Annotated in this window: 20 protein-coding genes; 12 read left to right on the forward strand and 8 right to left on the reverse strand. The window is 62.1% G+C overall.

Annotated features, from left to right (window positions below; all coding sequences use genetic code 11):
- Window positions 1–478: 478 nt before the first annotated feature.
- Together CO656_RS03470 and trxB are read right to left on the reverse strand one after the other, a co-directional pair.
- Window positions 479–1,375: a LysR family transcriptional regulator VtlR gene (locus CO656_RS03470; RefSeq protein ID WP_037425154.1), complete on the reverse strand. Its 897-nt coding sequence runs from the start codon at window positions 1,373–1,375 to the stop codon at window positions 479–481.
- A 114-nt stretch (window positions 1,376–1,489) separates the two neighbouring features.
- Window positions 1,490–2,464: a thioredoxin-disulfide reductase gene (trxB, locus tag CO656_RS03475; RefSeq protein ID WP_097524822.1), complete on the reverse strand. Its 975-nt coding sequence runs from the start codon at window positions 2,462–2,464 to the stop codon at window positions 1,490–1,492.
- A gap of 406 nt (window positions 2,465–2,870) precedes the next feature.
- On the opposite strand from trxB, the gene CO656_RS03480 reads away from it, so the two are divergent.
- The 4 genes from CO656_RS03480 to CO656_RS03495 all read left to right on the forward strand — a co-directional run bounded on the left by CO656_RS03480 (window position 2,871) and on the right by CO656_RS03495 (window position 6,324).
- Window positions 2,871–3,341, forward strand: coding sequence for an Lrp/AsnC family transcriptional regulator (locus tag CO656_RS03480; RefSeq protein WP_097524823.1), 471 nt, complete (start codon window positions 2,871–2,873; stop codon window positions 3,339–3,341).
- A gap of 99 nt (window positions 3,342–3,440) precedes the next feature.
- Window positions 3,441–4,253 carry a glycosyltransferase family 2 protein gene (locus CO656_RS03485; protein WP_097524824.1) on the forward strand — a complete coding sequence of 271 codons (813 nt, stop codon included), beginning with the start codon at window positions 3,441–3,443 and terminating at the stop codon, window positions 4,251–4,253.
- A gap of 20 nt (window positions 4,254–4,273) precedes the next feature.
- Window positions 4,274–5,305: a glycosyltransferase gene (locus tag CO656_RS03490; RefSeq protein WP_097524825.1), complete on the forward strand. Its 1,032-nt coding sequence runs from the start codon at window positions 4,274–4,276 to the stop codon at window positions 5,303–5,305.
- Complete coding sequence (locus CO656_RS03495; protein WP_037425108.1) at window positions 5,302–6,324, forward strand: glycosyltransferase; 1,023 nt, start codon at window positions 5,302–5,304, stop codon at window positions 6,322–6,324. The genes CO656_RS03490 and CO656_RS03495 overlap by 4 nt, the downstream gene beginning before the upstream one ends.
- 3 nt (window positions 6,325–6,327) lie before the next feature.
- On the opposite strand, the gene CO656_RS03500 is transcribed toward CO656_RS03495, so the two are convergent.
- Entirely contained in the window at window positions 6,328–7,383 is a 1,056-nt protein-coding gene (locus CO656_RS03500; protein WP_097524826.1) for a glycosyltransferase family 4 protein, read from the reverse strand.
- A 138-nt stretch (window positions 7,384–7,521) separates the two neighbouring features.
- Window positions 7,522–7,998: a transcription elongation factor GreA gene (greA, locus tag CO656_RS03505; protein WP_014764680.1), complete on the reverse strand. Its 477-nt coding sequence runs from the start codon at window positions 7,996–7,998 to the stop codon at window positions 7,522–7,524.
- Window positions 7,999–8,287: 289 nt separating this feature from the next.
- On the opposite strand from greA, the gene CO656_RS03510 reads away from it, so the two are divergent.
- A complete protein-coding gene (locus CO656_RS03510; protein ID WP_097524827.1) occupies window positions 8,288–9,739 on the forward strand; it encodes an MFS transporter in 1,452 nt (483 codons plus the stop codon).
- Between the two features lie 73 nt (window positions 9,740–9,812).
- On the opposite strand, the gene carB is transcribed toward CO656_RS03510, so the two are convergent.
- Together carB and CO656_RS03520 are read right to left on the reverse strand one after the other, a co-directional pair.
- Window positions 9,813–13,304, reverse strand: coding sequence for a carbamoyl-phosphate synthase large subunit (gene carB / locus CO656_RS03515; RefSeq protein ID WP_037425114.1), 3,492 nt, complete (start codon window positions 13,302–13,304; stop codon window positions 9,813–9,815).
- Between the two features lie 218 nt (window positions 13,305–13,522).
- Window positions 13,523–14,551, reverse strand: a complete 1,029-nt coding sequence (locus tag CO656_RS03520) for a zinc-dependent alcohol dehydrogenase family protein (protein ID WP_097524828.1) — start codon at window positions 14,549–14,551, stop codon at window positions 13,523–13,525.
- Between the two features lie 197 nt (window positions 14,552–14,748).
- Between CO656_RS03520 and CO656_RS03525 the strand changes: the two genes are divergently transcribed.
- Complete coding sequence (locus tag CO656_RS03525) at window positions 14,749–15,684, forward strand: neutral zinc metallopeptidase (RefSeq protein ID WP_097524829.1); 936 nt, start codon at window positions 14,749–14,751, stop codon at window positions 15,682–15,684.
- A gap of 39 nt (window positions 15,685–15,723) precedes the next feature.
- Here the strand turns inward: CO656_RS03525 and CO656_RS03530 are convergent, their stop codons facing one another.
- Window positions 15,724–16,716: an aldo/keto reductase gene (locus CO656_RS03530; RefSeq protein WP_097524830.1), complete on the reverse strand. Its 993-nt coding sequence runs from the start codon at window positions 16,714–16,716 to the stop codon at window positions 15,724–15,726.
- Between the two features lie 115 nt (window positions 16,717–16,831).
- On the opposite strand from CO656_RS03530, the gene CO656_RS03535 reads away from it, so the two are divergent.
- From CO656_RS03535 to CO656_RS03545, 3 genes are all read left to right on the forward strand, one after another.
- On the forward strand, window positions 16,832–17,740 hold the full coding sequence (locus CO656_RS03535; protein WP_097524831.1) for a LysR family transcriptional regulator: 909 nt from the start codon (window positions 16,832–16,834) through the stop codon (window positions 17,738–17,740).
- 160 nt (window positions 17,741–17,900) lie between these two features.
- On the forward strand, window positions 17,901–19,202 hold the full coding sequence (locus tag CO656_RS03540) for a TCR/Tet family MFS transporter (protein ID WP_097524832.1): 1,302 nt from the start codon (window positions 17,901–17,903) through the stop codon (window positions 19,200–19,202).
- 135 nt (window positions 19,203–19,337) lie between these two features.
- Complete coding sequence (locus CO656_RS03545) at window positions 19,338–20,738, forward strand: MATE family efflux transporter (protein WP_097524833.1); 1,401 nt, start codon at window positions 19,338–19,340, stop codon at window positions 20,736–20,738.
- 186 nt (window positions 20,739–20,924) lie between these two features.
- On the opposite strand, the gene CO656_RS31215 is transcribed toward CO656_RS03545, so the two are convergent.
- The gene (locus tag CO656_RS31215) at window positions 20,925–21,056 is read right to left on the reverse strand and encodes a hypothetical protein (RefSeq protein ID WP_037425134.1); all 132 of its coding nucleotides are present in this window, start codon (window positions 21,054–21,056) and stop codon (window positions 20,925–20,927) included.
- 226 nt (window positions 21,057–21,282) lie between these two features.
- Between CO656_RS31215 and coaD the strand changes: the two genes are divergently transcribed.
- Genes coaD through CO656_RS03560 form a run of 3 tightly spaced genes read left to right on the forward strand, consistent with a single transcriptional unit; the run spans window position 21,283 to window position 22,907 of the window.
- Window positions 21,283–21,777 (forward strand): pantetheine-phosphate adenylyltransferase, encoded by a 495-nt coding sequence (gene coaD / locus CO656_RS03550; RefSeq protein WP_097524834.1) that lies wholly within the window; start codon window positions 21,283–21,285, stop codon window positions 21,775–21,777.
- Between the two features lie 24 nt (window positions 21,778–21,801).
- The gene (locus CO656_RS03555; RefSeq protein ID WP_097524835.1) at window positions 21,802–22,374 is read left to right on the forward strand and encodes a peptidylprolyl isomerase; all 573 of its coding nucleotides are present in this window, start codon (window positions 21,802–21,804) and stop codon (window positions 22,372–22,374) included.
- A 23-nt stretch (window positions 22,375–22,397) separates the two neighbouring features.
- Entirely contained in the window at window positions 22,398–22,907 is a 510-nt protein-coding gene (locus CO656_RS03560) for a peptidylprolyl isomerase (protein WP_097524836.1), read from the forward strand.
- Window positions 22,908–22,923: the final 16 nt, after the last annotated feature.

Consider the following 22,923-nt stretch of genomic DNA (forward strand, 5'->3'; position numbering starts at 1 on the left):
TAACCTCCAGAGGGGAACAGCTGATGCGGCGGCCGGGGAGGAGGAAGCCGCCAGATGCACCAACTGAAAGCTATATGGGGAGCGCGTCGCGCGCGTTCAATGGCTTCGCCGCAGATTTTCGCAACTGATGGCTGTGCCTATTTGCGGGCAAAAAAAGAGGGCCACAAGAAAACTTGGGCCCTTGTAGTTGTGAAGGTAATTAGAACCTCCAGAGGGGAACAGCTGCTGCGGTGGCACTGGGAGGAGAAGCCACCAAAGATGCATCAGCTGGATTTGGTATGCTGCTTTTTTGAGCGAGGGGCAATCATTTAATATGCATGACAGCCATGCCGCCTGCGCATCCCTGCCTATTTTTGCGTCGCACAGTTTCGTTGCGATGCGATATAGTTTTAGATGGTAGGCGAAAACTATTAAAGAAAACAAATGGTTGATGCGGGTATGGGGCGACTGCCCACAAAGCGGGCAACCGCTCTGCAGCTCAAAAGTTCCAGTTGCGCGCCTTGGCGACAATAAAGTCGCGAAAGACCTTGAGCTTCGCAGCGTTCTTCATTTCGTCCGGATAGCAGAAATAGGTATCGAATGAGGGGATCGCCGCGCTGATCGGCAGCTGGATCAAACCGGGATCCCGGCCGACGATGTAGTCGGGGAGCATGGCAATGCCGATTCCAAGCAGGCAGGCACGCTTGATCGAAGTTTGACTGTTGATCTGCAGGTGCGAGACGCGCGGATTGTCCGGATCCCGCCCGGCAATCTCCAGCCAGTTCACGTCCAGCAGATAGTTTGGTGCCGGTTCGCCGAAGGTGATGATGCGGTGGTTGTCGAGATCCTGGATCGACTGCGGCTCGCCGTTTTTGTTGATATAGGAGGGCGCGGCATAGATGTGCATGTGCACCGTGAACAGCTTGCGCTGGATCAGGTCCGATTGCTGCGGCTGGCGCAAACGGATGGCGCAGTCGGCATGCCGCATGTTCACGTCGAGCTCTTCATTGTCGAGGATGAGCTGGACCTGGACGTCGGGGTAGAGGGCCATGAACTCCTGGACCTTGTCGGTCAGCCAGCCCTGGCCGAGGCCGACGGTCGTGGTGATGCGCAGCTTGCCGCTAGGCTTGTCGGTCGTTTCGCTGAGCTGCGCCTTGACGCTCTCGAGCTTCATCAGCACTTCGTGCGCCGTCCGGTAGAGCATATCGCCCTGTTCGGTCAGAATCAGTCCGCGCGCGTGGCGGTGAAACAGCTTGATGCCGACATCCTGTTCGAGCGCGCTGACCTGCCGGCTGATGGCGGATTGCGAGAGGTGGAGTTTATCTGCCGCATGCGTGAACGAGCCGGCCTCTGCCGCCGCATGAAATATGCGCAATTTGTCCCAGTCTAGCGACATGAAATCCCCCATAAAGGACCGTTCGGAGGAACAGGGTAGAGTCCTCCGCGCGTCACCGATGCGTCTGTTCCCACACGGGGCCGGCCTCCCGACACTAGCCCCGTTTTGCAGCTTCTATTCGGCTGCAATTGCGACGGGCATATGACCCGCCAGATATTTCTCCGCCTCGAGTGCCGCCATGCAGCCCATGCCGGCGGCCGTGACGGCCTGACGATAGATGTCGTCGGTCACGTCCCCGGCAGCAAAGACCCCGGCGACATCGGTCGCGGTCGAGTCCGGCGCCGTCCAGAGATAGCCGTTCGGCTTCTGGCGCAGCTTGCCCTTGACGAGTTCGACGGCCGGCGCATGACCAATGGCCACGAAGACGCCATCCGTTCCCATATCCGAAATTGCCCCTGTCTTGGTATTGCGGAGCTTCACGCCGTTGACCGAGGCAGGCATAGGCGGCTTTGCCGGCGTGCCGAGATACTCGACCACCTCATGGTCCCAGACGATCTTGACGTTCGGCTTGGCGAACAGGCGTTCCTGCAGAATCTTTTCGGCCCGGAAGGCATCCCGGCGATGCACGACGGTGACCGTCTTGGCCAGGTTCGAGAGGTAAAGCGCCTCTTCGACGGCGGAGTTGCCGCCGCCAACGACGATCACGTCCTTGTTGCGATAGAAAAAGCCGTCGCAGGTGGCGCAGGCAGAAACGCCGAAGCCCATGAAAGTCGGTTCGCTCTCGATGCCGAGCCACTTGGCCTTGGCGCCGGTCGCGATGATCAGGGCATCGGTCGTCCATTCGGTACCGCTGTCCGTCTTGATGCGGAACGGCCGCACGGAAAGGTCGACATCGGTGACGATGTCGCTGACGATCTCCGCGCCGACATGCATCGCCTGCTTCAGCATCTGTTCCATCATCCACGGGCCCTGGACCGGATCGGCATAGCCCGGATAGTTCTCCACATCCGTCGTGATCATCAGCTGACCACCTTGCTCCATGCCGGCGATGAGAACTGGCGAAAGCATGGCGCGGGCCGTATAGATCGCTGCGGTGTAGCCTGCAGGGCCGGAGCCGATGATCAGCACTTTGGTGTGGCGGGCGGTCATGCTTTGGTCCTTAATTTGCCGGACGGACGGCTGGTCGAAGTCAGGCTCGGGTTCGATGCTGGAAAATATCGCCTTAGTTTAGGTATTCACAGCGCGCTCTTTCAAGGGCACTGCTGCTGATACACACAAGTGCTTGCGTCCGCACCATGAATTTGACACCAGATCGGGCATTTTTGCATCGCTTTTGCCGGAAAGCAGGTAATCCCGTTCCTGCAACCCGGCGAGATCATGCAGGGCACCTTCGACGGCAGAAAGGTTTTTGTGCACGCCGGGCGCAGCACTCTCGTTCAGAGACGCGGTTACGTGCTACCCACAGGGTTAAGATAAAATCGCCTCGGCGAGACCGGCTACGGCGGACGAGAAAGACCTCGTGCACCGGGGTCCATGGAAACGGGGATGTTGGCAAATGGTCCTACGCGTCGACCTCGATGCAATCGACATAAAAATCCTGCGCGAACTGCAGGGTAATGGCCGCATGACGAATGTGGAATTGGCCGAACGCGTGGGCATCTCGGCGCCGCCATGCCTGCGCCGCGTTCGCAAACTCGAAGAGGCAGGCGTCATCCGCGGCTACCGGGCGCTGCTGAATGCCTCCGCCCTCGGTTACGATCTCGTCGCCTTTTGCATGGTCGGGCTGAAGCACCAGTCGGACGCCAATCTCAAGGCCTTTGCCGCCCGCACCGCCTCGTGGCCGCTCGTCCGCGAGGCCTGGATGGTCTCGGGTGAATCGGACTTTCTGCTTCAATGCGTGGCCGAGAACCTTGCGGCCTTTCAGGATTTCGTTATTGAGGAACTCACCGCAACCGACAATGTCGATACGGTGCGTACGATGCTGACGATCCGCCAGGTGAAGGACGCCTGCCAGGTGGAGATCTAGCGAAGTGTCGCCGCAGCCAATTCGTCAGGGCGAGCTGGGCAGCAGAACCCTGATACATGAGCCTTTCGCGCCACGCAGGCGGCCGGTCAGAAGATTTCCATGACGTCAAAGCTTCCGCTCTCCGCTTTCATCATCTGCTTGAACGAGGAGGCCTATCTCGGCAATTGCATCGAGAGCCTCGAGCAATGCGCCGAGATCGTCATCGTCGATTCAGGCTCGACCGACGAAACGGCGGCGCTGGTGCAATCCTATATCGACAGGGGCTGGCCCATCCGCTTCATGTACGAAGAATGGCGGGGCTATGCCGGGCAGAAGCAATTCGCCCTGGAGCAGTGCCGTCAGCCCTGGTGCTTCAACATCGATGCGGACGAGCGGTTCGACGAAGCGTTGAAGGCTCTGTTGCCGTCGCTCCTGAACGCCCCCGACGACATCGTCGGCTGGCGCGTGGCGCGGCGCCCCTATCTGATCGGCTACGGCTACCCCCCGGAAAAGGTGCACGAACGGCGCAATCTTCGTCTGGTCCGCCGCGGCCGCGGCCGCTACGACCTGGACCAGAAGGTGCATGAAGGGATCGTCCCGGACGGCCAGGTGGGCGCCGCCCGCTCCGGCAGCCTGCTGCATTATCGGCCGCTGATCCTCGACGAACAGATCCTCAAGGAGAACAAGTATTCGACGCTCAAGGCGGATCAGCAGTTCGCCGAGGGCAGGGTGATGCGGCCCTACAAGATGCTGTTCGGCCCGCCGGTGTACTTCTACCGGCTCTATTTTCGCAACGGCCTATGGCGCTGCGGCTTTCCAGGCTTCATCGAAGCGATGACCGGGGCGGTCTACGCGTTCCTGACCGCGGCCAAGATTTATCAGCGGCATGCGCTGAAAGTCCGGCCCAATGTCGACGACGCGCTTTCCCGCTAAGGCCCCCGGACAGGTGACCCATGAAAGTCATGCATATTCATTTCGGCAAGGAAGGCGGCGCGGAACGGTTCTTCGTCAATCTCGTCAACGCCCTGCATGACCGTGGCGTCGAGCAACGCGTGCTGATCCGCCCCGGACGTAGCTGGCGCGGCGAAATCGAAGGCAGCGCCAAGATCTACGAAGGCGTCTTCCGCCGGATTTCGTTGTCGCGGTTTTTCCTGCAGTGGCGGATGTCGCGCATCCTCAGGGAGTTCCGGCCGGATGTCATCATGGCCTGGCAGCTGCGCGCCAGCCGCTTCATGCCTTCTTACAAGAAAGCCTTCCGCATTTCTCGTCTGGGTGACTATCCGGAGCATCTCGGCTACTACGCCAATGTCGAGACATTGGTTTGCATCACCCCGGACATTGCCACCAAGGTTCGCGAATTCGGATGGCGCCGCGATATCGAAGTGATCGCTAATTTCACGCGGGCAACGCCCGTTGCACCGATATCCCGGTCTGAGATGCGGACGCCCGCCGACGCCTTTGTCGTCGTCGGCATGGGACGTTTCGTCAAGCGCAAGGGCTTCGACGGGCTGCTACGCGCCGTCCAGAAGGTCGAGGGCGTCCATCTTTGGCTGCTCGGAGACGGGCCCGAACGGAACGAGCTGGAGCGGTTGACCGACGCGCTCGGCATAGGCGATCGTGTGCGCTTTCCCGGCTGGCAGACCAATGCCTATGGTTACCTTGCCGCGGGTGACGTCTTCGCGATCAATTCCTCGCATGAGCCTCTCGGCAATGTGTGCTTCGAGGGTTGGGGCGCCGGCAAGCCGACCATTGCCGCACGGGCCGAAGGGCCTTCCTGGGTGATGACGCATGAGCGCGATGCCTTGATGGTCGATTGCGGCGATGACGAGGGTCTTGCCAATGCGATCCGCAGGCTACGCGACGATACGGTGCTTCGCGAAAGGCTGAGTGCCGGCGGCCGCGACACGCTGCAGTCGCGCTTTTCCGAGAGGGCGATCACCGACGCCTATCTCGAGCTCTTCGCAAGAGGTGCAGCGCAGCGATGAAGGTCATGCACTTTCACTTCGGCAAGGATGGCGGAGCCGAGCGTTTTTTTGTCCACCTCGTTAACGCCCTGGCCGAACGCGGCGTCGAGCAGACAGCGGTCATCCGGCCCCAGCGCCTGTGGCGTCCTGAAATCGAGGGCGCGGCGAGGATAACGGAAAGCCATTTCCGCAACCTGTCGCTCGATCGGCTGGCGCTGCCGCGCAAGGTGATGCGGATGGCGACGCGCGACAGGCCGGACGCTCTGATGGCCTGGGCTCCGCGCGCCAGCCAGCTGATGCCGGCCTACAGGGGCTGCATCAAGATTTCCCGGCTGGGCGACTATCCGCCACGCCTCGATTACTTCCGCAACACGGACTGCCTCGTCTGCAATACGCCGGGAATTGCCGAGCATGTCCGCTCGCTCGGCTGGAAGCGCGATGTCGAGATCATCTCGAACTTCACCAGCACCGAACGGGTGCAGCCTGTCAGCCGGGCGGTGCTCGACACGCCGGAGGACGCGCCCGTCATCATGTCGATGGGCCGCTTTGTGGAACGCAAGGGCTTTCATACGCTGATCGAAGCGGTCGCCAAAGTGCCCGGCGTTTACCTCTGGCTGCTCGGCGACGGCGAGGAAGGGGACAACCTTCGGAGACTTGCCACCGATCTCGACGTCGTCCAGAGGGTCCGCTTCGCCGGCTGGCAGAAGGACACGAGACCGTTCCTCGCAGCCGCCGACATCTTCGTCATGGCTTCCAGCCACGAGCCGCTCGGCAACGTCATCCTGGAGGCCTGGGCCCAGGGAACGCCGGTCGTCTCCAGCCGATCGGAGGGGCCGCAATGGTTCATGCGCGACGGCGGAAACGGTCTGATGGTCGATATCGGCGATGCCGACGGCTTCGCGCGCGCGATCGAGCGGATTGCCAACGACCGCAGCCTGGGTACTGCGCTCGCCGAACGAGGACACGAGACGCTGGTCGGCCAGTTCTCCAGGGAAGCGATCACCGACGCCTATCTGAGGCTGTTCGCTTCGAAGCAGTAAGCTTCAGCGCATCAACCCGTCGTAGACTGCACCGATCGCCCGAGCTTCGCCCTCGATGGCGAAATCCCTGGAACTCCGCGCCAGGCCGTTTGCACCGGCAGCCGCAAGCCGCGCCGGGTCGTCCATGAAGGCGGCGGCTCCATCGACCATCGCTTCGAGATCTGCGGCTGGGATGATCAGCCCGGTCTCGTCCGGTCCTTCCGCGATCAATTCGGAAAAGGCGCCGACGTCGCTAGCCACGACCGGCACGCCGCTCGCCATCGCCTCCAGCGGCGTCAGGCCGAAGCCTTCCCAGCGCTGCGGTGCGACGAAGAGGTCAAGCGCACGGTACCAATCGGGAATATTGGTGTGCTCGCCGACGAATAGAATGCGGTCGGCGAGCCCCGCCTTGGCAACGCGCTCCTTCAATTCGACCTCGAAGGCGAGGTGAGGGCCTGTGGCGCGCCCGGCAACGATCGCGCCCCATTCCGGTCGGCCGGGCAGAAGCGCGATCATGCTGTCAACGAAAAGGTCGGTTCCCTTCTGGTGGCGGACACGGCCGAAGCAGCCGGCATATTTCCGGGAGGGGTCGAGATTGAGCGTTTTTTTCGTAGCCGCCTTGTCGACCGGCGGGTGGAAGCGGTTCGTGTCGATCCCGTGCAGGATGACCGTGCTCGGAACCTCCAGATAAGCGGCGGTTTTCGAGCTTGTGGAGATTACCGCGTCCATCCGGCGGATCAGGAACTTGCTCCATCCGGTATGCCGCCGCTGCGAGGCAGAGGTGAAGACGATGCGGAGCTTCATCCGCAGCAGGTCGCGCAGGAGGATTGCCGGCAGCATCTCGACGTTGCGGCGCGCATGCCAGACGCGGCAGCGGCGGCCCGGCGGCTTCTGCCAGAGATGGATCAGGTCGCGATACCGGACCGACGGCAAACTCTTGGGGAGCCCGGGACCAAGGACCGCGATCTTTTGCCCAAGCTTGCGCTGGACGGGAACGAGCTGGATGATCGTCGAAGTGACGCCGGAGAGACGGCGCTTGAAGTTGGGCGCAATAACCTCGATGTCCCGGATATCGGCCACGTAAGCGCTCTCCTTGCGCCGCTTGCAATCAGGTGTCGGGGGAAGAGGGGCCGAACGAATGCCGCGCGCCGTGCGGAGTGGGTGAGGCCCTGGTCATGCCCCGCCGCCTTTCCGTGTTCGGCTGCTGGATTCGGGCGATCAGCCCCACTGAACGGCGAGGATTTCGTAGGCCTTGGAACCACCGGGGGCGTTCACTTCGATCGAATCGCCAACCTCCTTGCCAATCAATGCGCGGGCGATCGGAGAAGAGATAGAAATGCGGCCGGCCTTGACGTCGGCTTCCTGGTCGCCAACGATCTGATAGGTCTTTTCTTCCTCGGTGTCCTCGTCGACGAGCTTCACCCGCGCGCCGAACTTGATTTTCGAGCCGGACATTTTCGAAAGGTCGATGACCTCCGCCCTGGCGATCAGGTCCTCGAGCTCGGAGACACGGCCCTCATTGTGGCTCTGGGCCTCCTTGGCGGCATGGTATTCGGCATTTTCCGACAAGTCCCCATGGGCGCGCGCTTCGGCGATCGCCTCGATGATTCGCGGGCGTTCTTCCTGCTGGCGCCAGCGCAGCTCCTCCTGCAGATTCGCGAATCCACCCTGGGTCATCGGAACTTTGTCGACCATTTCATCGTCCTTTATCAAGCGCGCGGCGCCGCCTCCCGGCGGCGCCGACGCAAAAGAAAACGGTCCCCGGAGCCGAAGCACCGGAACCGTCCGAAACATCCGAACCGTTCTTATAACAGAAACGGAAGCGCGAAAGCCAGATTTTTCGAGACGCTCCGCGCCGGGGCGAAGGCTGTGTCCAACCTCGAGATCTTCAAAAAATAGCCTTCAGTACAAAAAGCCGCTTTACCTCAACAGCACTTCAGGTTGTATCAGTCCAGGTTCCATGAACAAGCGATCGGAACCAACCATGAGTCTACTCGAAGAGAAGCCAAGGACCTCCAGCGTGACGAAGCACAGGCCAGGCGAGGGACGCTGGAGCGAGTTGCTGAAGAGAGATCATCTTGCTGCAACCGTGACCCTGTGCCTTGGCGTCGCGCTCTTTGCCTTCAACGAGTTCTTTATTTCGACGGCCTTGCCTACGGCGGTCGAGGAATTCGGCGGGGCGGCCTTGCTGTCCTGGGCCTTCACGCTCTATCTGGTTTTCGCCATCATCGGCGGCGCCCTGGCGGCCAATCTGAAAGCCAGGTTCGGCGCGCGCAGCACGCTGATCGCTGCCGCGCTGGTCTTCGCCGCCGGCACGGTGATCGCGACCGTCGCGACCGGCATGCCTCAAGTGCTCGCCGGCAGGTTGCTGCAGGGGCTCGGCGAAGGAATCATTGCCGGGGTTTGCTATGCACTCATCCCCGAGCTTTTCCCGCCGCGCCTCGTTCCCAAGGTTTTCGGGGCAGAAGCGATCGTCTGGGCGTCGGCCGCCTTTGCCGGTCCGCTGATCTCCGGACTGCTCACGGAATATTGGTCGTGGCGGGCCGCCTTCTTCGTCAACATACCGGCCGTCGCCGTCTTCATAGCGCTCGTCATTGCGATCGTCGGCCAGCCGAAGCGAGGTGGCGGCGATGTCGGCGCCGTGCCTTTGCTGCGACTCTTCGCATCCGGGCTCGGCATTTTGTTGATCTCGCTCTCGAGTACGGCAAGCAGTGCCTATGTAACGGCGGCTTTGCTGGTGATCGCACTCGCCGTCTTCATCACCGCGATCCGATCCGACCGCAGATCGCCGAACTCCATTCTGCCGTCCTGCGCTTTCGCGAACCGAAGCGCGCTTGGCAGCGGTCTCTGGATTATCCTGTTGATGCCGCTCGCCCAGGCGTCCGGCTCGGTCTATCTCGTCTATTCGCTGCAGCAGCTTTGGGATTTCCGACCGACGGCCGCCGGCTTTTCGAGCGCTTTGATGGCGATGTCCTGGAGCGTAACGGCAATTCTGGTCGCCAGCCTGCCATCGCACGCGATTCGCGTTCGGCTGATGTGGACGGGGCCGCTGATCCTCGGCCTTGGCCTCGTCGGGCTGACACTCGCCGTCTGGAGCGACGAGCACCGGCTTGTGTTCATCGGACAGGCGGCTATCGGCGCCGGTTTCGGCATCAGTTGGGGAACGCTCAGCCAATTCCTGATGGACATCTCGAGCAAGGAGGAGCGCGACAAGACCTCGGCGCTGCTGCCGACGCTGCAATCGGCGGGCTATGCGATCGGCGCCGCCCTTTTCGGCGTAACCGCCAACGCTTTCGGCTTCGATGAAGGTGCCAGCGACTATGTGCTGGCGATGTCGCTGCTTGCCGTATTTGCGCTGGCTTGCGTCATCGCGGTCGCATCGGTTTTCTTCGCCTTCAGGACGCTGCGCCTGACGCGGCAGGGCGCCGCGTGGTAGCGCAACTCTCCTGGAAGCGTCTATCCATTACCGAGCCTTGGCGCACCCGATAGGGGCGCGCCGGGGGCATCCGTCAAGCGTCGAAGTAGCTCTGTAGCGGACGCACTTCCAGGTTGCCTGCCTTCAGCGCCTTGATGGCGTGCGCCGCGGCTTCGGCTCCGGCCATGGTCGTGTAGTAGGGGACCTTCTGCATCAGCGTCGCGCGGCGCAGCGACTTCGAGTCGGAGATCGCCTTGTTGCCGTCAGTGGTGTTGATGACAAGCTGGATCTGGCGGTTGCGGATGGCGTCCTCGACATGCGGCCGTCCCTCGAGCACCTTGTTGACCTTGGTGGCGGTAATGCCGTTTTCGCCCAGGAACCGGGCCGTACCGCCGGTCGCCATCACCTTGAAACCGATGTCCGCGAGAACGCGGATGGCCGGCAGAACCCGTGCCTTGTCCTCATCGCGAACCGAGACGAACACCGTTCCGTCACGCGGCAGATCGACGCCGGCGCCGAGCTGGGACTTGGCGAAGGCAAGCGCATAGTCGGTGTCGAGGCCAATCACTTCGCCGGTCGAGCGCATTTCCGGGCCGAGCAGGGTGTCCACGCCCGGGAAGCGGGCGAAGGGGAACACGGCTTCCTTGACGGCAATGTGCTTCAGATTGCGAGGATCCGGCTTCTTGCCATAGGCAGCGATCGCATCATCCAAGTTTTCTCCAGCCATCACTCGCGCGGCGATCTTCGCGATCGGCGCGCCGATCGTCTTCGCGACGAAGGGGACCGTGCGGGAGGCGCGCGGATTGACTTCGAGCACGTAGATCGTGCCGTCCTTGATGGCGAACTGCACATTCATCAGCCCGCCGACATTGAGTGCCTTTGCAAGCGCCGCCGTCTGCCGCTCGAGCTCGTCGACGAGGTTCTTGTCGAGCGAGTGCACCGGCAGCGAGCAGGCCGAGTCGCCGGAGTGAATGCCCGCTTCCTCGATATGCTCCATGATACCGGATACGAACACATCCTTGCCGTCGCACAGGCAATCGACGTCGACTTCGATCGCATTGGTCAGGTAGCTGTCGAAGAGCAGCGGGTTCTTGCCGAGCAGCGTGTTGATCTGGCCCGTCTTGTCGTTCGGATAGCGCTGCTTGATGTCTTCCGGCACGAGGCCGGGAACCGTGTCGAGCAGGTAGGTCTGCAGCATGCTTTCCGAATGGATGATCTGCATCGCGCGGCCGCCGAGAACATAGGACGGACGCACGACCAGCGGAAAGCCGATTTCGGCGGCGACGAGGCGTGCCTGCTCGACGGAGTAGGCGATGCCGTTGCGCGGCTGGTTGAGGTCGAGCTTCATCAGAAGCTTCTGGAACCGGTCGCGGTCTTCGGCCAGATCGATCGCGTCGGGTGCCGTCCCGAGGATCGGAATGCCGTTCTTCTCCAGCGCCTCCGCAAGCTTCAATGGCGTCTGGCCGCCGAACTGAACGATGACGCCGTGCAGCGTGCCGTTTTCCTGCTCGGCGCGCATGATCTCGATGACGTCTTCCGCGGTCAGCGGCTCGAAATAGAGCCTGTCGGAGGTGTCGTAGTCGGTCGAAACCGTTTCCGGGTTGCAGTTGACCATGATCGCCTCATAGTCGGCGTCCTTCAACGCGAAGGCCGCGTGACAGCAGCAATAGTCGAACTCGATCCCCTGGCCGATCCGGTTCGGGCCCCCACCCAGGATGACCACCTTCTTGCGATCGGAAACCTGTGCCTCCGAGCGCGCGGCGCCGACGAACGGCGTTTCATAGGTGGAATACATGTAAGCGGTCGGCGAAGCGAATTCCGCCGCGCAGGTGTCGATGCGCTTGTAGACCGGGCGGACATTCAACGCGTTGCGCAGTTCCGCGACTTCCTTCGGGCGCTTGCCGGTCAGCGTCGCGAGACGCGCATCGGAAAAACCCATGGCCTTCAGCATTCTGAGGTTTTCGGCATCCTGCGGCAGCCCGTGCTCGCGGATACGGGCCTCCATGTCGACGATCGCCTTGAACTGAGCGATAAACCACGGATCGATCTTGCAGGCCTCGTGCACTTCCGCCTCGGTCATGCCGAGGCGCAGCGCCTGGGCCACCATGCGCAGGCGGTCGGGGGTCGGCGTGCCGAGCGCCGCACGGATGGCGTTGCGGCCATCGCCGTCGGCGTCGAAATCGGGAACTTCGATTTCGTCGAGACCGGTGAGCCCGGTTTCAAGCCCGCGAAGCGCCTTCTGCAGCGATTCGGCGAAGGTGCGGCCGATCGCCATGACTTCGCCGACCGATTTCATCGCGGTGGTCAGCGTCGGTTCGGCACCGGGGAACTTTTCGAAGGCGAAGCGCGGGATCTTGGTGACGACGTAGTCGATCGACGGTTCGAAGGATGCCGGCGTGGCTCCGCCGGTGATGTCGTTCTCCAGCTCGTCGAGCGTATAGCCGATGGCAAGCTTCGCGGCGATCTTTGCGATCGGGAAGCCTGTCGCCTTGGAGGCGAGGGCCGAGGAACGCGAAACGCGCGGGTTCATCTCGATGACGACCAGACGGCCGTTTTGCGGGTTTACCGCGAACTGGACGTTCGACCCGCCGGTCTCGACGCCGATCTCGCGCAGCACCGCGATCGAGGCGTTGCGCATGATCTGGTACTCCTTGTCGGTCAGCGTCAGCGCCGGCGCGACGGTGATCGAATCGCCCGTGTGGACGCCCATCGGGTCGATGTTCTCGATCGAGCAGATGATGATGCAATTGTCCGCCTTGTCGCGGACGACTTCCATTTCATATTCCTTCCAGCCGAGGACCGACTCCTCGATCAGGACTTCCGTCGTCGGCGACGCATCGAGGCCGCTGCCGACGATCTCGAAGAATTCCGAGCGGTTGTAGGCAATGCCGCCACCCGTGCCGCCAAGAGTGAAGGAAGGCCGGATGATCGCCGGAAGTCCGACGTCGTCAAGCGCTTGAGCGGCGATCGCCATGGCGTGGTTGACGTAGCGCGCCTTGCGATCGCCTTCGCCGAGATTCCACTGGTTCTCGAGTTCATCGAGGGCGGTGTCGAGTTCGCCACCGGAAAACTTCGCCTTGAGCGCGGCACGTTCCGCCTCATGCGCCTTGCGATCCTGGTCCTTGATGTCGGTGGCATTCGCCAGCCGCGACTTCGGCGTCTCGAGCCCGATCTTGGCCATCGCCTCGCGGAACAGGGCGCGATCCTCGGCTTTGTCGATCGCCTCGGGCTTGGCGCCGATCATCTCGACGTTGTAGCGGTCGAGGACGCCCATCCGGCGGAGGGAAAGCGCCGTGTTCAAGGCCGTCTGGCCGCCCATGGTCGGCAACAGCGCGTCCGGGCGCTCCTTGGCGATGATCTTCGCGACCACCTCAGGGGTGATCGGCTCGACATAGGTCGCATCGGCCAGCCCCGGATCGGTCATGATCGTCGCCGGGTTGGAATTGACGAGAATGACGCGGTAGCCTTCCTCCTTGAGGGCCTTGCAAGCCTGGGTGCCGGAATAATCGAATTCGCATGCCTGGCCGATCACGATCGGCCCCGCGCCGATGATGAGGATCGATTTGATATCTTGGCGCTTCGGCATGGTTCTCATCCGCTTTCTGGTTGCGCGAAAAACCGGCCGAGGTGGGAGATCACCGGCCGGGTGCGCAATGAATGGTCTTTTCAGGCTAGAAGCGGCTTATAGGCAAATGTCCCTGCCAGCGGAACCCCGAAAATTCCGGAATCGACAATTAGGCGCAGATATTTGCGCGCTCAACCAATGCCCCCATTTACCATCCCAGTTTCGCCGACATCCGCAGCCTATTCAGAAGACGGGATCACCAGCACTTTTACTTCTCCTGGGAGCGCTTTGTTAGCAATGATGACGGGGGCCTCGTCGAGGGTCACGCGCCGGGAAATCAGCCGGTCGACGTCAATTGCGCCAGTGGCCACGAGGTCGGCTGCCCGGCGGTGCACAAAGGGATTGATGAAGGACCCTTGCAGGCGCAGCTCGCGGAAGAGAATGTCGAAAGGCTCGATCTCCACCTTCTCGCCCCGCGGCAGCACGCCGAGAATGACGACCGTCCCGCCCGCCTTCGCCAGGCGTGTCGACTGCATCACTGTTTCTGCCACGCCGGCGCATTCGATCACGACATCGACTCCTCCAGGAACGAGCCCGTGCGGCCCAGAGATCGCCTCGATCACGTCGCCGGCGGTGGGATCGACCGTTGCCGTCGCCCCGACCTCCTCCGCCAAGCCGCGCTTCGATGCCTGCCGCGTCGAGAGAATGACCGTCGTCGCACCCGCCAGCCTTGCAAGTTGAACGGTCAATAGACCAATAACGCCGCCCCCGAGAACCGCCACCGAGGACCCGGCACGGATACCGGCGTTGTCTATGCCGTGCAGACAGCAGGCGAGGGGTTCGCAGAACGCTCCGTGCACGGCATCGAGGCTAAGCGGAATTTCGAAGGCCTGTTTCTGCGGGACCAGCACGTACTCGGCGAAACCGCCATCGCGGTGAATGCCGATGGCGCGCAGATTGAGGCAGAGATTTACTCTGCCAGCTTGGCACTGTGGGCAGCGGCCGCAGGAAATATTGGGGTCGCCGGTGATTCTCGCTCCCGGTTTGATCCCGTAAACGGAGTTCCCGGCCCTCACGACGATGCCGCAGAATTCGTGACCGAGGGTGACCGGAGGCGTGGACGGAAACTCCCCATGAAGGAGATGCCGGTCGGTCCCGCAAATGCCGCAGGCTTCCACTTTGACGAGCAGATCGTCAGGCCCGGGTTCGGGCACCTCGACGTGCCGAACGGAGATTTTGCCGATCGCTTCCAGACGCACCGCTTTCATGCATGCTCCTCCGACCACCGCACCATAGGAACGCGAAAGCGCCAGGTCGTCAATCTGCCGGAAAATCGAACCCGCAAGTTGCAGAGAAAAAGACCGGCGGATGAAACCGCCCTGCAGCGATTGCGTTTTACAGGGATTGCAGCGCAGGCATATAAATGTTCAACGCGCCAAGTGGCGACGTCTCCGGAGGAAAGATCATGGAATGGAAGGGCCGCCGCCAGTCCAGCAACGTCGAGGATCAGCGGGGCGCGGGCCCCGGCGGCCTTGGAGGCGGCCCCTTCGGCCGCGGCGGCGGGTTTCGCATTCCGACGGGCGGCGGCATGCGCCGCGCCGGCGGCGGCCTGAGCTTCGGAACGATCATCTTCCTGGTCATTCTCTATTTCGTCCTCAAAGCCATGGGCATCGACATGCTCCAGGTCATCGAAGGCGGCCCGGTGAACATGCCGGGCTTCGAGCAGAGCGATGGTTCTCAGGCGCCGCGCGGCTCGGCGGAAGAAGAGGAGATGAAGGCCTTCATGGCGACGGTGCTGGCGGAGACGGAGGACACCTGGAACGGCATCTTCCAGGCTGGCGGCGAACAATACGAGGAGCCGAAGCTGGTGCTTTTCAGCGGCGCCGTCCAGTCGGCCTGCGGTTTTGCCTCCGCTGCCTCGGGGCCATTCTATTGCCCCGGGGACCGCAAGGTCTATCTGGACATGACCTTCTTCGAGGAACTGGCGCAGAAGTTCGATGCAGCCGGCGACTTCGCGCAAGCCTACGTGCTGGCGCACGAGGTCGGCCATCACGTCCAGAACCTGCTCGGCGTCCTTCCGAAATTCAATCAGATGCGTCAGCGCATGAGCGAGGCCGAGGCGAACCAGATGTCGATCCGCGTCGAACTGCAGGCGGATTGCTTTGCCGGAATCTGGGGCAAGTACACCGAACAGAAAGGCATGCTGGAGCGCGGCGACCTCGAAGAGGCCCTCAACGCCGCGACCCAGATCGGTGACGACACGCTGCAGAAACGCACGCAAGGCTATGTCGTGCCGGAGAGTTTCAACCACGGAACCTCGGAGCAGCGGATGAAGTGGTTCAGACGCGGCTTCGACAGCGGCAGGATGTCCGACTGCGATACCTTCTCCGGTTCGGTTTGATCGCTTCGGATCCGGACAAAGCCCGGTTCCCGCGATCCCTCATCGTTCGCTGTCCATATGGACGAGCTGCGCCTCGGGATAGCGTGCGCCGGCGGCGGCGCCCCTCGGAACTGCACGCTCGATCGCGGCGAGATCGGCGGCGTTCAATGGAACCGACTGCGCGCCAAGCGCTTCGGAAAGGCGATCGCGCCGCCGGGCGCCGACCAGCGGCACGATATCGCCGCCCTGAGCGGCAACCCAAGCGATGGCGATCTGCGCCACAGACGCTCCCTTGGCCGCCGCCACGCGCCTCAGCGCTTCGACCAAGGCTAGGTTCTGATCGACATTGCCGGCCTGAAACCGAGGGCTCATCGCCCGAAAGTCGCCGGTTCTGGCCGCATCCTTCCGCCAGTGACCGCTGATGAGGCCGCGCGAAAGCACCCCATAGGCGGTGATGCCGATGCCGAGGTCGCGGCAGGTTGGGAGAATCTGGTCCTCGATCCCTCTGGAGATCAGTGAATATTCGATCTGCAGATCGCTGATCGGGTGGACGGCGGCGGCGCGGCGGATCGTCTCCGCTCCGACTTCGGATAGGCCGATGTGTCGAACATAGCCCGCCTTCACCATATCCGCGATCGCACCGATCGTCTCTTCGATCGGAACCTCCGGGTCGAGGCGGGAGGGGCGATAGATATCGATATAATCGACCCCCAGCCGCTGAAGGCTGTAAGCCAGGAAATTCCGCACCGCCTTCGGCCGTCCGTCATAGCCGGACCAGCCGCCCGCCGCATCGCGCAGCGCGCCGAATTTGACGCTCAGCTGCACCTGATCGCGATCCCGGCCGGCGAGCGCCTCGCGGATCAGCATCTCGTTATGGCCCATGCCGTAGAAATCGCCGGTGTCGAGCAGGGTGACCCCGGCATCGAGAGCGGCATGAATTGTCGCGATGCTTTCCGCGCGATCCGTCGGACCGTACATTCCAGACATTCCCATGCATCCGAGACCAATCGCCGAAACGTCGTGTCCGGACCTGCCTAGCGAAACCATATGCATCTGACTTCTCCTTGGTGAAACCTTGCGGTTGTTTCCTTCGGCTGCAAGGTTTACTCGGGATCGCTCTGTGCGATAATCCAGCATTCACAACACAGCTTGTACGGATTTTCGCACAATGAATGAGCTTCCTTTAGCAGATCTCGACGCCTTCGCGGCCGTCGCGCACGCACGCAGTTTTCGGACTGCGGCGAAGAAGCGCGGCGTATCGGCGTCGGCTCTGAGCGAAGCCCTGCGGCGGCTCGAATCGAGGCTGGGCGTCAGGCTGCTCAACCGCACCACGCGCAGTGTCACCGTGACCGAAGCGGGTAGGCGCCTCTTGGAGCGGCTGGCGCCGGCGCTCGGCGAGATCGCCGGGGCGCTCGAACAGGTGGCGAGCGAACGCGACAACCCGGCCGGGACCCTACGCCTCAATGTGCCGACGATCGTTGCACGCGAAATTCTGCCGCCGATTGTCGGTCCTTTTCTCGCGGCGCATCCGGCGATCGCCTTGGAGGTGACCGCCGAGGATGGTTTCATCGACGTTCTGGCCGCTGGTTTCGATGCGGGCGTGCGTTACGAGGAACGTCTCGAGAAGGACATGATCGCGATCCCGATCGGACCGCGTGTGCAGCGCTACGTCACGGCCGCCGCTCCGGCCTATCTGGCCCGGCATGGCGTGCCGCAGCATCCGCGCGATCTTCTCGACCACGCCACGATCCGTCACCGTTTCCAAAACGGCATTGCACTGGCGTGGGAGTTCGGGGAGGATGAGGCGGCAATCACCGTGTCACCGCCGGCAACCGTCCTCGCCAATTCGATCGATCTCGAGATCAGTGCCGCTGTTGCCGGGCACGGCATTATCCGGACCTTCGAAGAATTGGTGATGCCCGAAATGAGAACTGGCCGGCTGGTGCCGATCCTCGAAGACTGGGTGACCAGCTTCCCCGGACCATACCTCTATTACGCGGGCCGGCGGCACTTGCCGGCGCCGCTACGCGCCTTTGTCGATTTTCTGAAAGCACGGCAGCGGCAGCCGTCGCAATGAATACACGCGACACACGAACTACCATTCATTTCTGTGATCATTCCGATAAGAAGCTTTGAAATGTTCTTGGATTGTTTCGCTGCAAGCGATGCGATAAACCTTATTTGGTGAGATCGTTCATGTTCTGTCTCCGTTTCGGCGGACAGCGGGGAGGAGCTTGATGCTCGACAAGATATTTGTTCGACGCGGCTTGTTCCTCGTCTTTCTGATCCTGCTTTTGGACATCATGGGCATCGCCATCATCGTGCCGGTGCTGCCCAGCTATCTCCAGGAACTGACCGGGGCGAGCGTCGGCGAGGCGGCCATCGAGGGCGGCTGGCTGCTGCTCGTCTATTCCGGCATGCAGTTCCTCTTCGCGCCCTTGATCGGCAATTTGAGCGATCGATTTGGACGCCGGCCGGTCCTGCTTGCCTCAGTGTTGACCTTTGCGATCGACAACCTGATCTGCGCCGTGGCAACGAGCTACTGGATGCTCTTCGTCGGGCGAATCCTCGCCGGGATAAGCGGCGCGAGCTTCGGAACCGCTTCCGCCTTCATCGCCGACGTCAGCGACGATTCCAATCGCGCCAGGAACTTCGGGCTGATCGGTATCGCCTTCGGCACCGGCTTCGCCCTCGGGCCGGTCATCGGCGGCTTTCTCGGGGAACTTGGCCCGCGCGTTCCCTTTTATGGCGCGGCAGCGTTGTCCTTCGTCAATTTCGCCGTGGGCGTGTTCCTGCTTCCCGAAACACTCGACCCGGCAAATCGGCGCCGTTTCGAGTGGCACCGGGCCAACCCGCTCGGCGCGCTGAAGCAGATGCGCAACTATCCGGGAATTGGCTGGGTAGGTCTCGTCTTCTTTCTCTACTGGCTCGCCCATGCCGTCTATCCGGCCGTCTGGTCCTTCGTTTCGTCCTACCGCTACGGCTGGAGCGAGGGTCAGATCGGGCTATCGCTCGGCATTTTCGGCGTCGGCGGAGCGCTCGTCATGGCCCTCGTCCTGCCGCCGGTCGTGGCGAAACTGGGCGAGCGGAGGACGGCAACGCTCGGCCTCACCTTTACGGCGCTTGGCATGGCGGGCTACGCGGCCGCCTGGCAGGGCTGGATGGTCTATGCCGTGATCGTCGCGACAGCGCTCGAGAGTTTGGCCGACCCGCCGTTGCGTAGCATCGCTTCCGTCCATGTGCCGCCCTCGGCGCAGGGCGAGCTGCAAGGCGCTCTCACCAGCATATCGAGCATGACTACGATCCTCGGTCCGCTTCTCTTCACGCAGATATTCTCGCTCTTCACCAGGCCGGAAACGGTCTATTCGTTCTCCGGCGCGCCCTATGCGGTGGCGGCATGCCTCATCGTCGCAAGCCTGTCCGTCTTCCTGTTGAGGGTGCGGCCCGTCCCGAGCGATGCGTTCGAGAATGCAGCGCGGGGTCCGACAGACACTCCGCAGGGGCAGTTCGCCAGGAGATCCGAAGCGCCTGCGGATTGATCAATTTTCTTGATAGAACGATGAAAAATTAAGCAGCGACGCCCTTGTCGCTGGCGCGCGTCCCGGTGGTGCTGTAATTCGGCTTATTCCTAGAGTTTGATCCTTTCCATTGCGCCGCAGAGCGAGGATTAGTCCATGCTGACCGCGACCCGAGAATTTGTGCCTGCGCAAACCGACAATTCATGGGGCACCCACTTTCGCGCCAGCATCTACCTCGGCGTTCCCTTCATCGGTGCCCAGCTTGCGCAGCTTGCCATCAATACCACGGACGTGCTGATGGTCGGCAGGCTCGGGGCGGTTCAGCTGGCCGCGATCATCCTTGCGACGCAGTTCTTCTTCACCGTCTTCATCTTCGGCAGCGGCTTCGCAAATGCCGTGGTGCCGATGGTCGCACAGGCCCAGGGCCGGGGAGATCGTACCTCGGTTCGCCGCTCCGTGCGCATGGGCATATGGGTGGTCCTGCTCTACGGTCTCATCACCGCGCCGATCCTCTGGATGGCCGAGCCGATCCTGCTTCTTGCCGGCCAGAAGCCGGAGGTTTCGGCTCTCGCTGCGGAGTATCTCCACATCGCGCAATGGGCGATCTTTCCAAGCCTGATCTTCATGGTGCTGCGGGCGTTCCTCGCCGGGCTGGAGCGGGCCGGCATCATTCTTTACGTGACGCTTGCGACCTTGGTTCTCAACGCCGTGCTCTGTTATGTGCTGATCTATGGCCATTTCGGCTTTCCGGCGCTCGGCATTTTTGGTGCCGCGGTTGCAGCGCTGGGCGTGGCGCTGCTTGGAGCAGCGCTGACGATCGGCTACATAGGCGGGCAGCCTGAACTCAATCGCTACGAGCTGTTCGTGCGCTTCTGGAGACCGGACTGGCCGGCTTTCCGCGAAGTCATCTATCTCGGCGTTCCGATTTCGGTGACGATCCTTGCGGAAGTGAGCCTCTTCACCGTCGCTTCTCTGCTCATGGGAACGATCGGCACCATCGAGCTTGCCGCGCACGGCATCGCCCTTCAGTTCGCCTCGATCGCCTTCATGATTCCGCTTGGCCTCGCCCAGGCGGGCACCGTGCGCGTCGGCCTCGCCTATGGCAGCGGCGATCTTGTCGGCGTCCGGCGCGCCGCCGTCGCCGTGCTCGCCCTCGGCTCCGGGTTCGCGGCCATCGGCAGCACAATCTTCGCGCTGCTTCCCTATCAGCTTGCGACGCTCTATCTCGACACCGGCCGGCCGGATGCCGCCGAGGTGCTGGCCTTCGCCGGTCCGCTGATCGTCATCGCCGGGGCTTTCCAGTTGGTGGACGGGCTCCAGGCGATCGCCGCCGGGATGCTGCGCGGCCTCAAGGACACGACGGTGCCGATGATCATGGCGATGATTTCCTATTGGCCGATCGGCTTCGTCTGCGCCTGGGCTTTCGCCTTTCCGCTGAACTTCGGCGGCGTCGGGGTGTGGTTCGGCTTCGTGCTGGGGCTGGCGGCTGCCGCCTTGCTGCTCAACTGGCGCTTCTTCCGCCTTATCCAGTCGCTGCGCGCCCGAACTGCAGCTTGAGTTGCTTGGGCGCTATGGAGATCGGCAAAAGAATAGCCGGACGGGCAGGGGATGCCGTCCGGCTGGGAATGAGCGGCCTCATCAGGGGAAGAAACAAGACCGCTTGGTGTGAAACTTCCTGGCAGAAGTTTCCTGGAGGCATTTCATTTCAATGCGACGGCGACGCAATCTGCGATGCAGCCGCCGTCATTTTCTCCTCAGCCCATCCGTTGCTACCGACAATACCGTCACGCGGTCACGGGCCTCGCTGCGAAGCGCATTGATCGTCGCAAAAATCATCGCGAAAAACATCGCCATCGAAAACAGTGCAAGTCCCATGGCCGTCTCCTTTCGTCTGCTAAACGGCGCGCCCTATTGAAAAGTTCCGTTCACTTGTTGTTTCACGCTACAACTTCCGGTGTGAAACCTGCTTGAACGTCGCATTCATCTAGCATTCATTCTCCGATAGCCGCTGTTTCCGGCGGAACAGGGAGAGACGGATCGCGCCGCCCTTGCGATCAGGCGCCGTCCGTGACAAAAGGCTTCACCAACGGAAACAGGCGCGATGACCACGGCTTTCTATCCCGGCTCCTTCGATCCGATGACGAACGGTCATCTTGACGTGCTCGTTCAAGCGCTCAACGTATCGTCGAAAGTGATCGTCGCGATCGGCATTCATCCCGGGAAGGCGCCGCTCTTTTCGTTCGAGGAGCGTGCGGATTTGATCCGCCGGTCGCTAAGCGAGTTCCTCCCCGAAAGGGCAGCGGACATCGCCGTCGTTTCCTTCGACAATCTGGTCGTGGATGCGGCCCGCCAGCATGGCGCAAGCCTTCTTGTGCGCGGATTGCGGGACGGCACCGATCTCGACTATGAGATGCAGATGGCCGGGATGAATCGGCAAATGGCGCCGGATATTCAGACCCTGTTTCTGCCTGCAGGGACCGCATCCCGGCCCATTACGGCCACATTGGTCCGCCAGATCGCAGCCATGGGTGGCGACGTCAGCGCCTTTGTGCCCAGGGCGGTCTTTCAGGCGCTGCAGGCGAAGCACAAGGCCTGAGCTTTCACCACGCAAGGAGAACGCATGAAAATCCTTCAACTCGCTTTTGCAGGCGCTCTGGCGCTCGCCACCTTCACGGGAGGCGCCCAGGCGCAGTCGAGCGACAATATCGTGACGATCGAGCTCAAAGACGGCCCGGTCGTCATCGAGCTGCGCCCGGACATCGCGCCGAAGCACGTGCAGCAGATCAAGGACCTGGCCGCCGCCGGCGAGTATGACAATGTTGCCTTCCACCGGGTGATCAAGGGTTTCATGGCCCAGACCGGCGACGTGCAGTATGGCGATATGAAAGACGGCTTTCAGCCTCAGCTTGCCGGCACCGGTGGCTCTTCGAAGCCGGACCTGCCAGCAGAGTTCTCGGATGTTCCCTTCGAGCGTGGTACCGTCGGCATGGCACGCTCGCAGGACCCGAACAGCGCCAACTCGCAGTTCTTCATCATGTTCGCTCCTGGCGACTTCCTCAACGGACAGTACACGGTCGTCGGCAAGGTCGTCGAAGGCATGGAGAATGTCGACAAGATCAAGCTTGGCGACGACGCCAACAACGGCGCCGTCACGGACCCTGACCGCATGATCAGCGTCAAGGTCGGCAAATAAGATCAGACAGAAGGAGAAAGACCATGGCCGAGATCAAGGATCCGGAAAACACGATCATCATGGAAACCACCAAGGGCAGGGTGGTGATCGAGCTTCTGCCGGACGTCGCTCCGGGCCATGTCGCCCGCATTAAGGAATTATCGCGCGAGGGCGCCTATGACGGCGTTGTCTTCCATCGCGTGATCGAGGACTTCATGGCGCAGACCGGCGACGTCCAGTACGGCAAGACCGGCGGCGAGCACTTCAATCCGGCCCGCGCCGGCATGGGCGGCTCCTCCAAGCCGGACCTCAAGGCCGAGTTCTCCGATATCTCGCATGTGCGCGGCACTTGCTCGATGGCCCGCAGCCAGATGCCGAATTCGGCAAACTCCCAGTTCTTCATCTGCTTTACCGATGCTCCCTGGCTCAACAAGCAGTATTCCGTCTGGGGCCAGGTGATCGAAGGCATGGAAAACATCGACCAGATCAAGCGGGGCGAGCCGGTGCGCGATCCCGACTCGATCGTCTCGATGCGGGTTGCCGCCGACGCCTGATTTGCGCTAATGCACG

Origin of the sequence: Sinorhizobium sp. FG01, assembly GCF_002531875.1 — a bacterium.
GTDB lineage: Bacteria > Pseudomonadota > Alphaproteobacteria > Rhizobiales > Rhizobiaceae > Sinorhizobium > Sinorhizobium fredii_C.

What these genes read in the sequence shown, in the direction of transcription:
- CO656_RS03470 (WP_037425154.1), bottom strand. Translation starts at nt 1,375, where the DNA reads ATGTCGCTAGACTGGGACAAATTGCGCATATTTCATGCGGCGGCAGAG.
- trxB (WP_097524822.1), bottom strand. Translation starts at nt 2,464, where the DNA reads ATGACCGCCCGCCACACCAAAGTGCTGATCATCGGCTCCGGCCCTGCA.
- CO656_RS03480 (WP_097524823.1), top strand. Translation starts at nt 2,871, where the DNA reads ATGGTCCTACGCGTCGACCTCGATGCAATCGACATAAAAATCCTGCGC.
- CO656_RS03485 (WP_097524824.1), top strand. Translation starts at nt 3,441, where the DNA reads ATGACGTCAAAGCTTCCGCTCTCCGCTTTCATCATCTGCTTGAACGAG.
- CO656_RS03490 (WP_097524825.1), top strand. Translation starts at nt 4,274, where the DNA reads ATGAAAGTCATGCATATTCATTTCGGCAAGGAAGGCGGCGCGGAACGG.
- CO656_RS03495 (WP_037425108.1), top strand. Translation starts at nt 5,302, where the DNA reads ATGAAGGTCATGCACTTTCACTTCGGCAAGGATGGCGGAGCCGAGCGT.
- greA (WP_014764680.1), bottom strand. Translation starts at nt 7,998, where the DNA reads ATGGTCGACAAAGTTCCGATGACCCAGGGTGGATTCGCGAATCTGCAG.
- CO656_RS03510 (WP_097524827.1), top strand. Translation starts at nt 8,288, where the DNA reads ATGAGTCTACTCGAAGAGAAGCCAAGGACCTCCAGCGTGACGAAGCAC.
- carB (WP_037425114.1), bottom strand. Translation starts at nt 13,304, where the DNA reads ATGCCGAAGCGCCAAGATATCAAATCGATCCTCATCATCGGCGCGGGG.
- CO656_RS03520 (WP_097524828.1), bottom strand. Translation starts at nt 14,551, where the DNA reads ATGAAAGCGGTGCGTCTGGAAGCGATCGGCAAAATCTCCGTTCGGCAC.
- CO656_RS03525 (WP_097524829.1), top strand. Translation starts at nt 14,749, where the DNA reads ATGGAATGGAAGGGCCGCCGCCAGTCCAGCAACGTCGAGGATCAGCGG.
- CO656_RS03530 (WP_097524830.1), bottom strand. Translation starts at nt 16,716, where the DNA reads ATGCATATGGTTTCGCTAGGCAGGTCCGGACACGACGTTTCGGCGATT.
- CO656_RS03535 (WP_097524831.1), top strand. Translation starts at nt 16,832, where the DNA reads ATGAATGAGCTTCCTTTAGCAGATCTCGACGCCTTCGCGGCCGTCGCG.
- CO656_RS03540 (WP_097524832.1), top strand. Translation starts at nt 17,901, where the DNA reads ATGCTCGACAAGATATTTGTTCGACGCGGCTTGTTCCTCGTCTTTCTG.
- CO656_RS03545 (WP_097524833.1), top strand. Translation starts at nt 19,338, where the DNA reads ATGCTGACCGCGACCCGAGAATTTGTGCCTGCGCAAACCGACAATTCA.
- CO656_RS31215 (WP_037425134.1), bottom strand. Translation starts at nt 21,056, where the DNA reads ATGGGACTTGCACTGTTTTCGATGGCGATGTTTTTCGCGATGATTTTT.
- coaD (WP_097524834.1), top strand. Translation starts at nt 21,283, where the DNA reads ATGACCACGGCTTTCTATCCCGGCTCCTTCGATCCGATGACGAACGGT.
- CO656_RS03555 (WP_097524835.1), top strand. Translation starts at nt 21,802, where the DNA reads ATGAAAATCCTTCAACTCGCTTTTGCAGGCGCTCTGGCGCTCGCCACC.
- CO656_RS03560 (WP_097524836.1), top strand. Translation starts at nt 22,398, where the DNA reads ATGGCCGAGATCAAGGATCCGGAAAACACGATCATCATGGAAACCACC.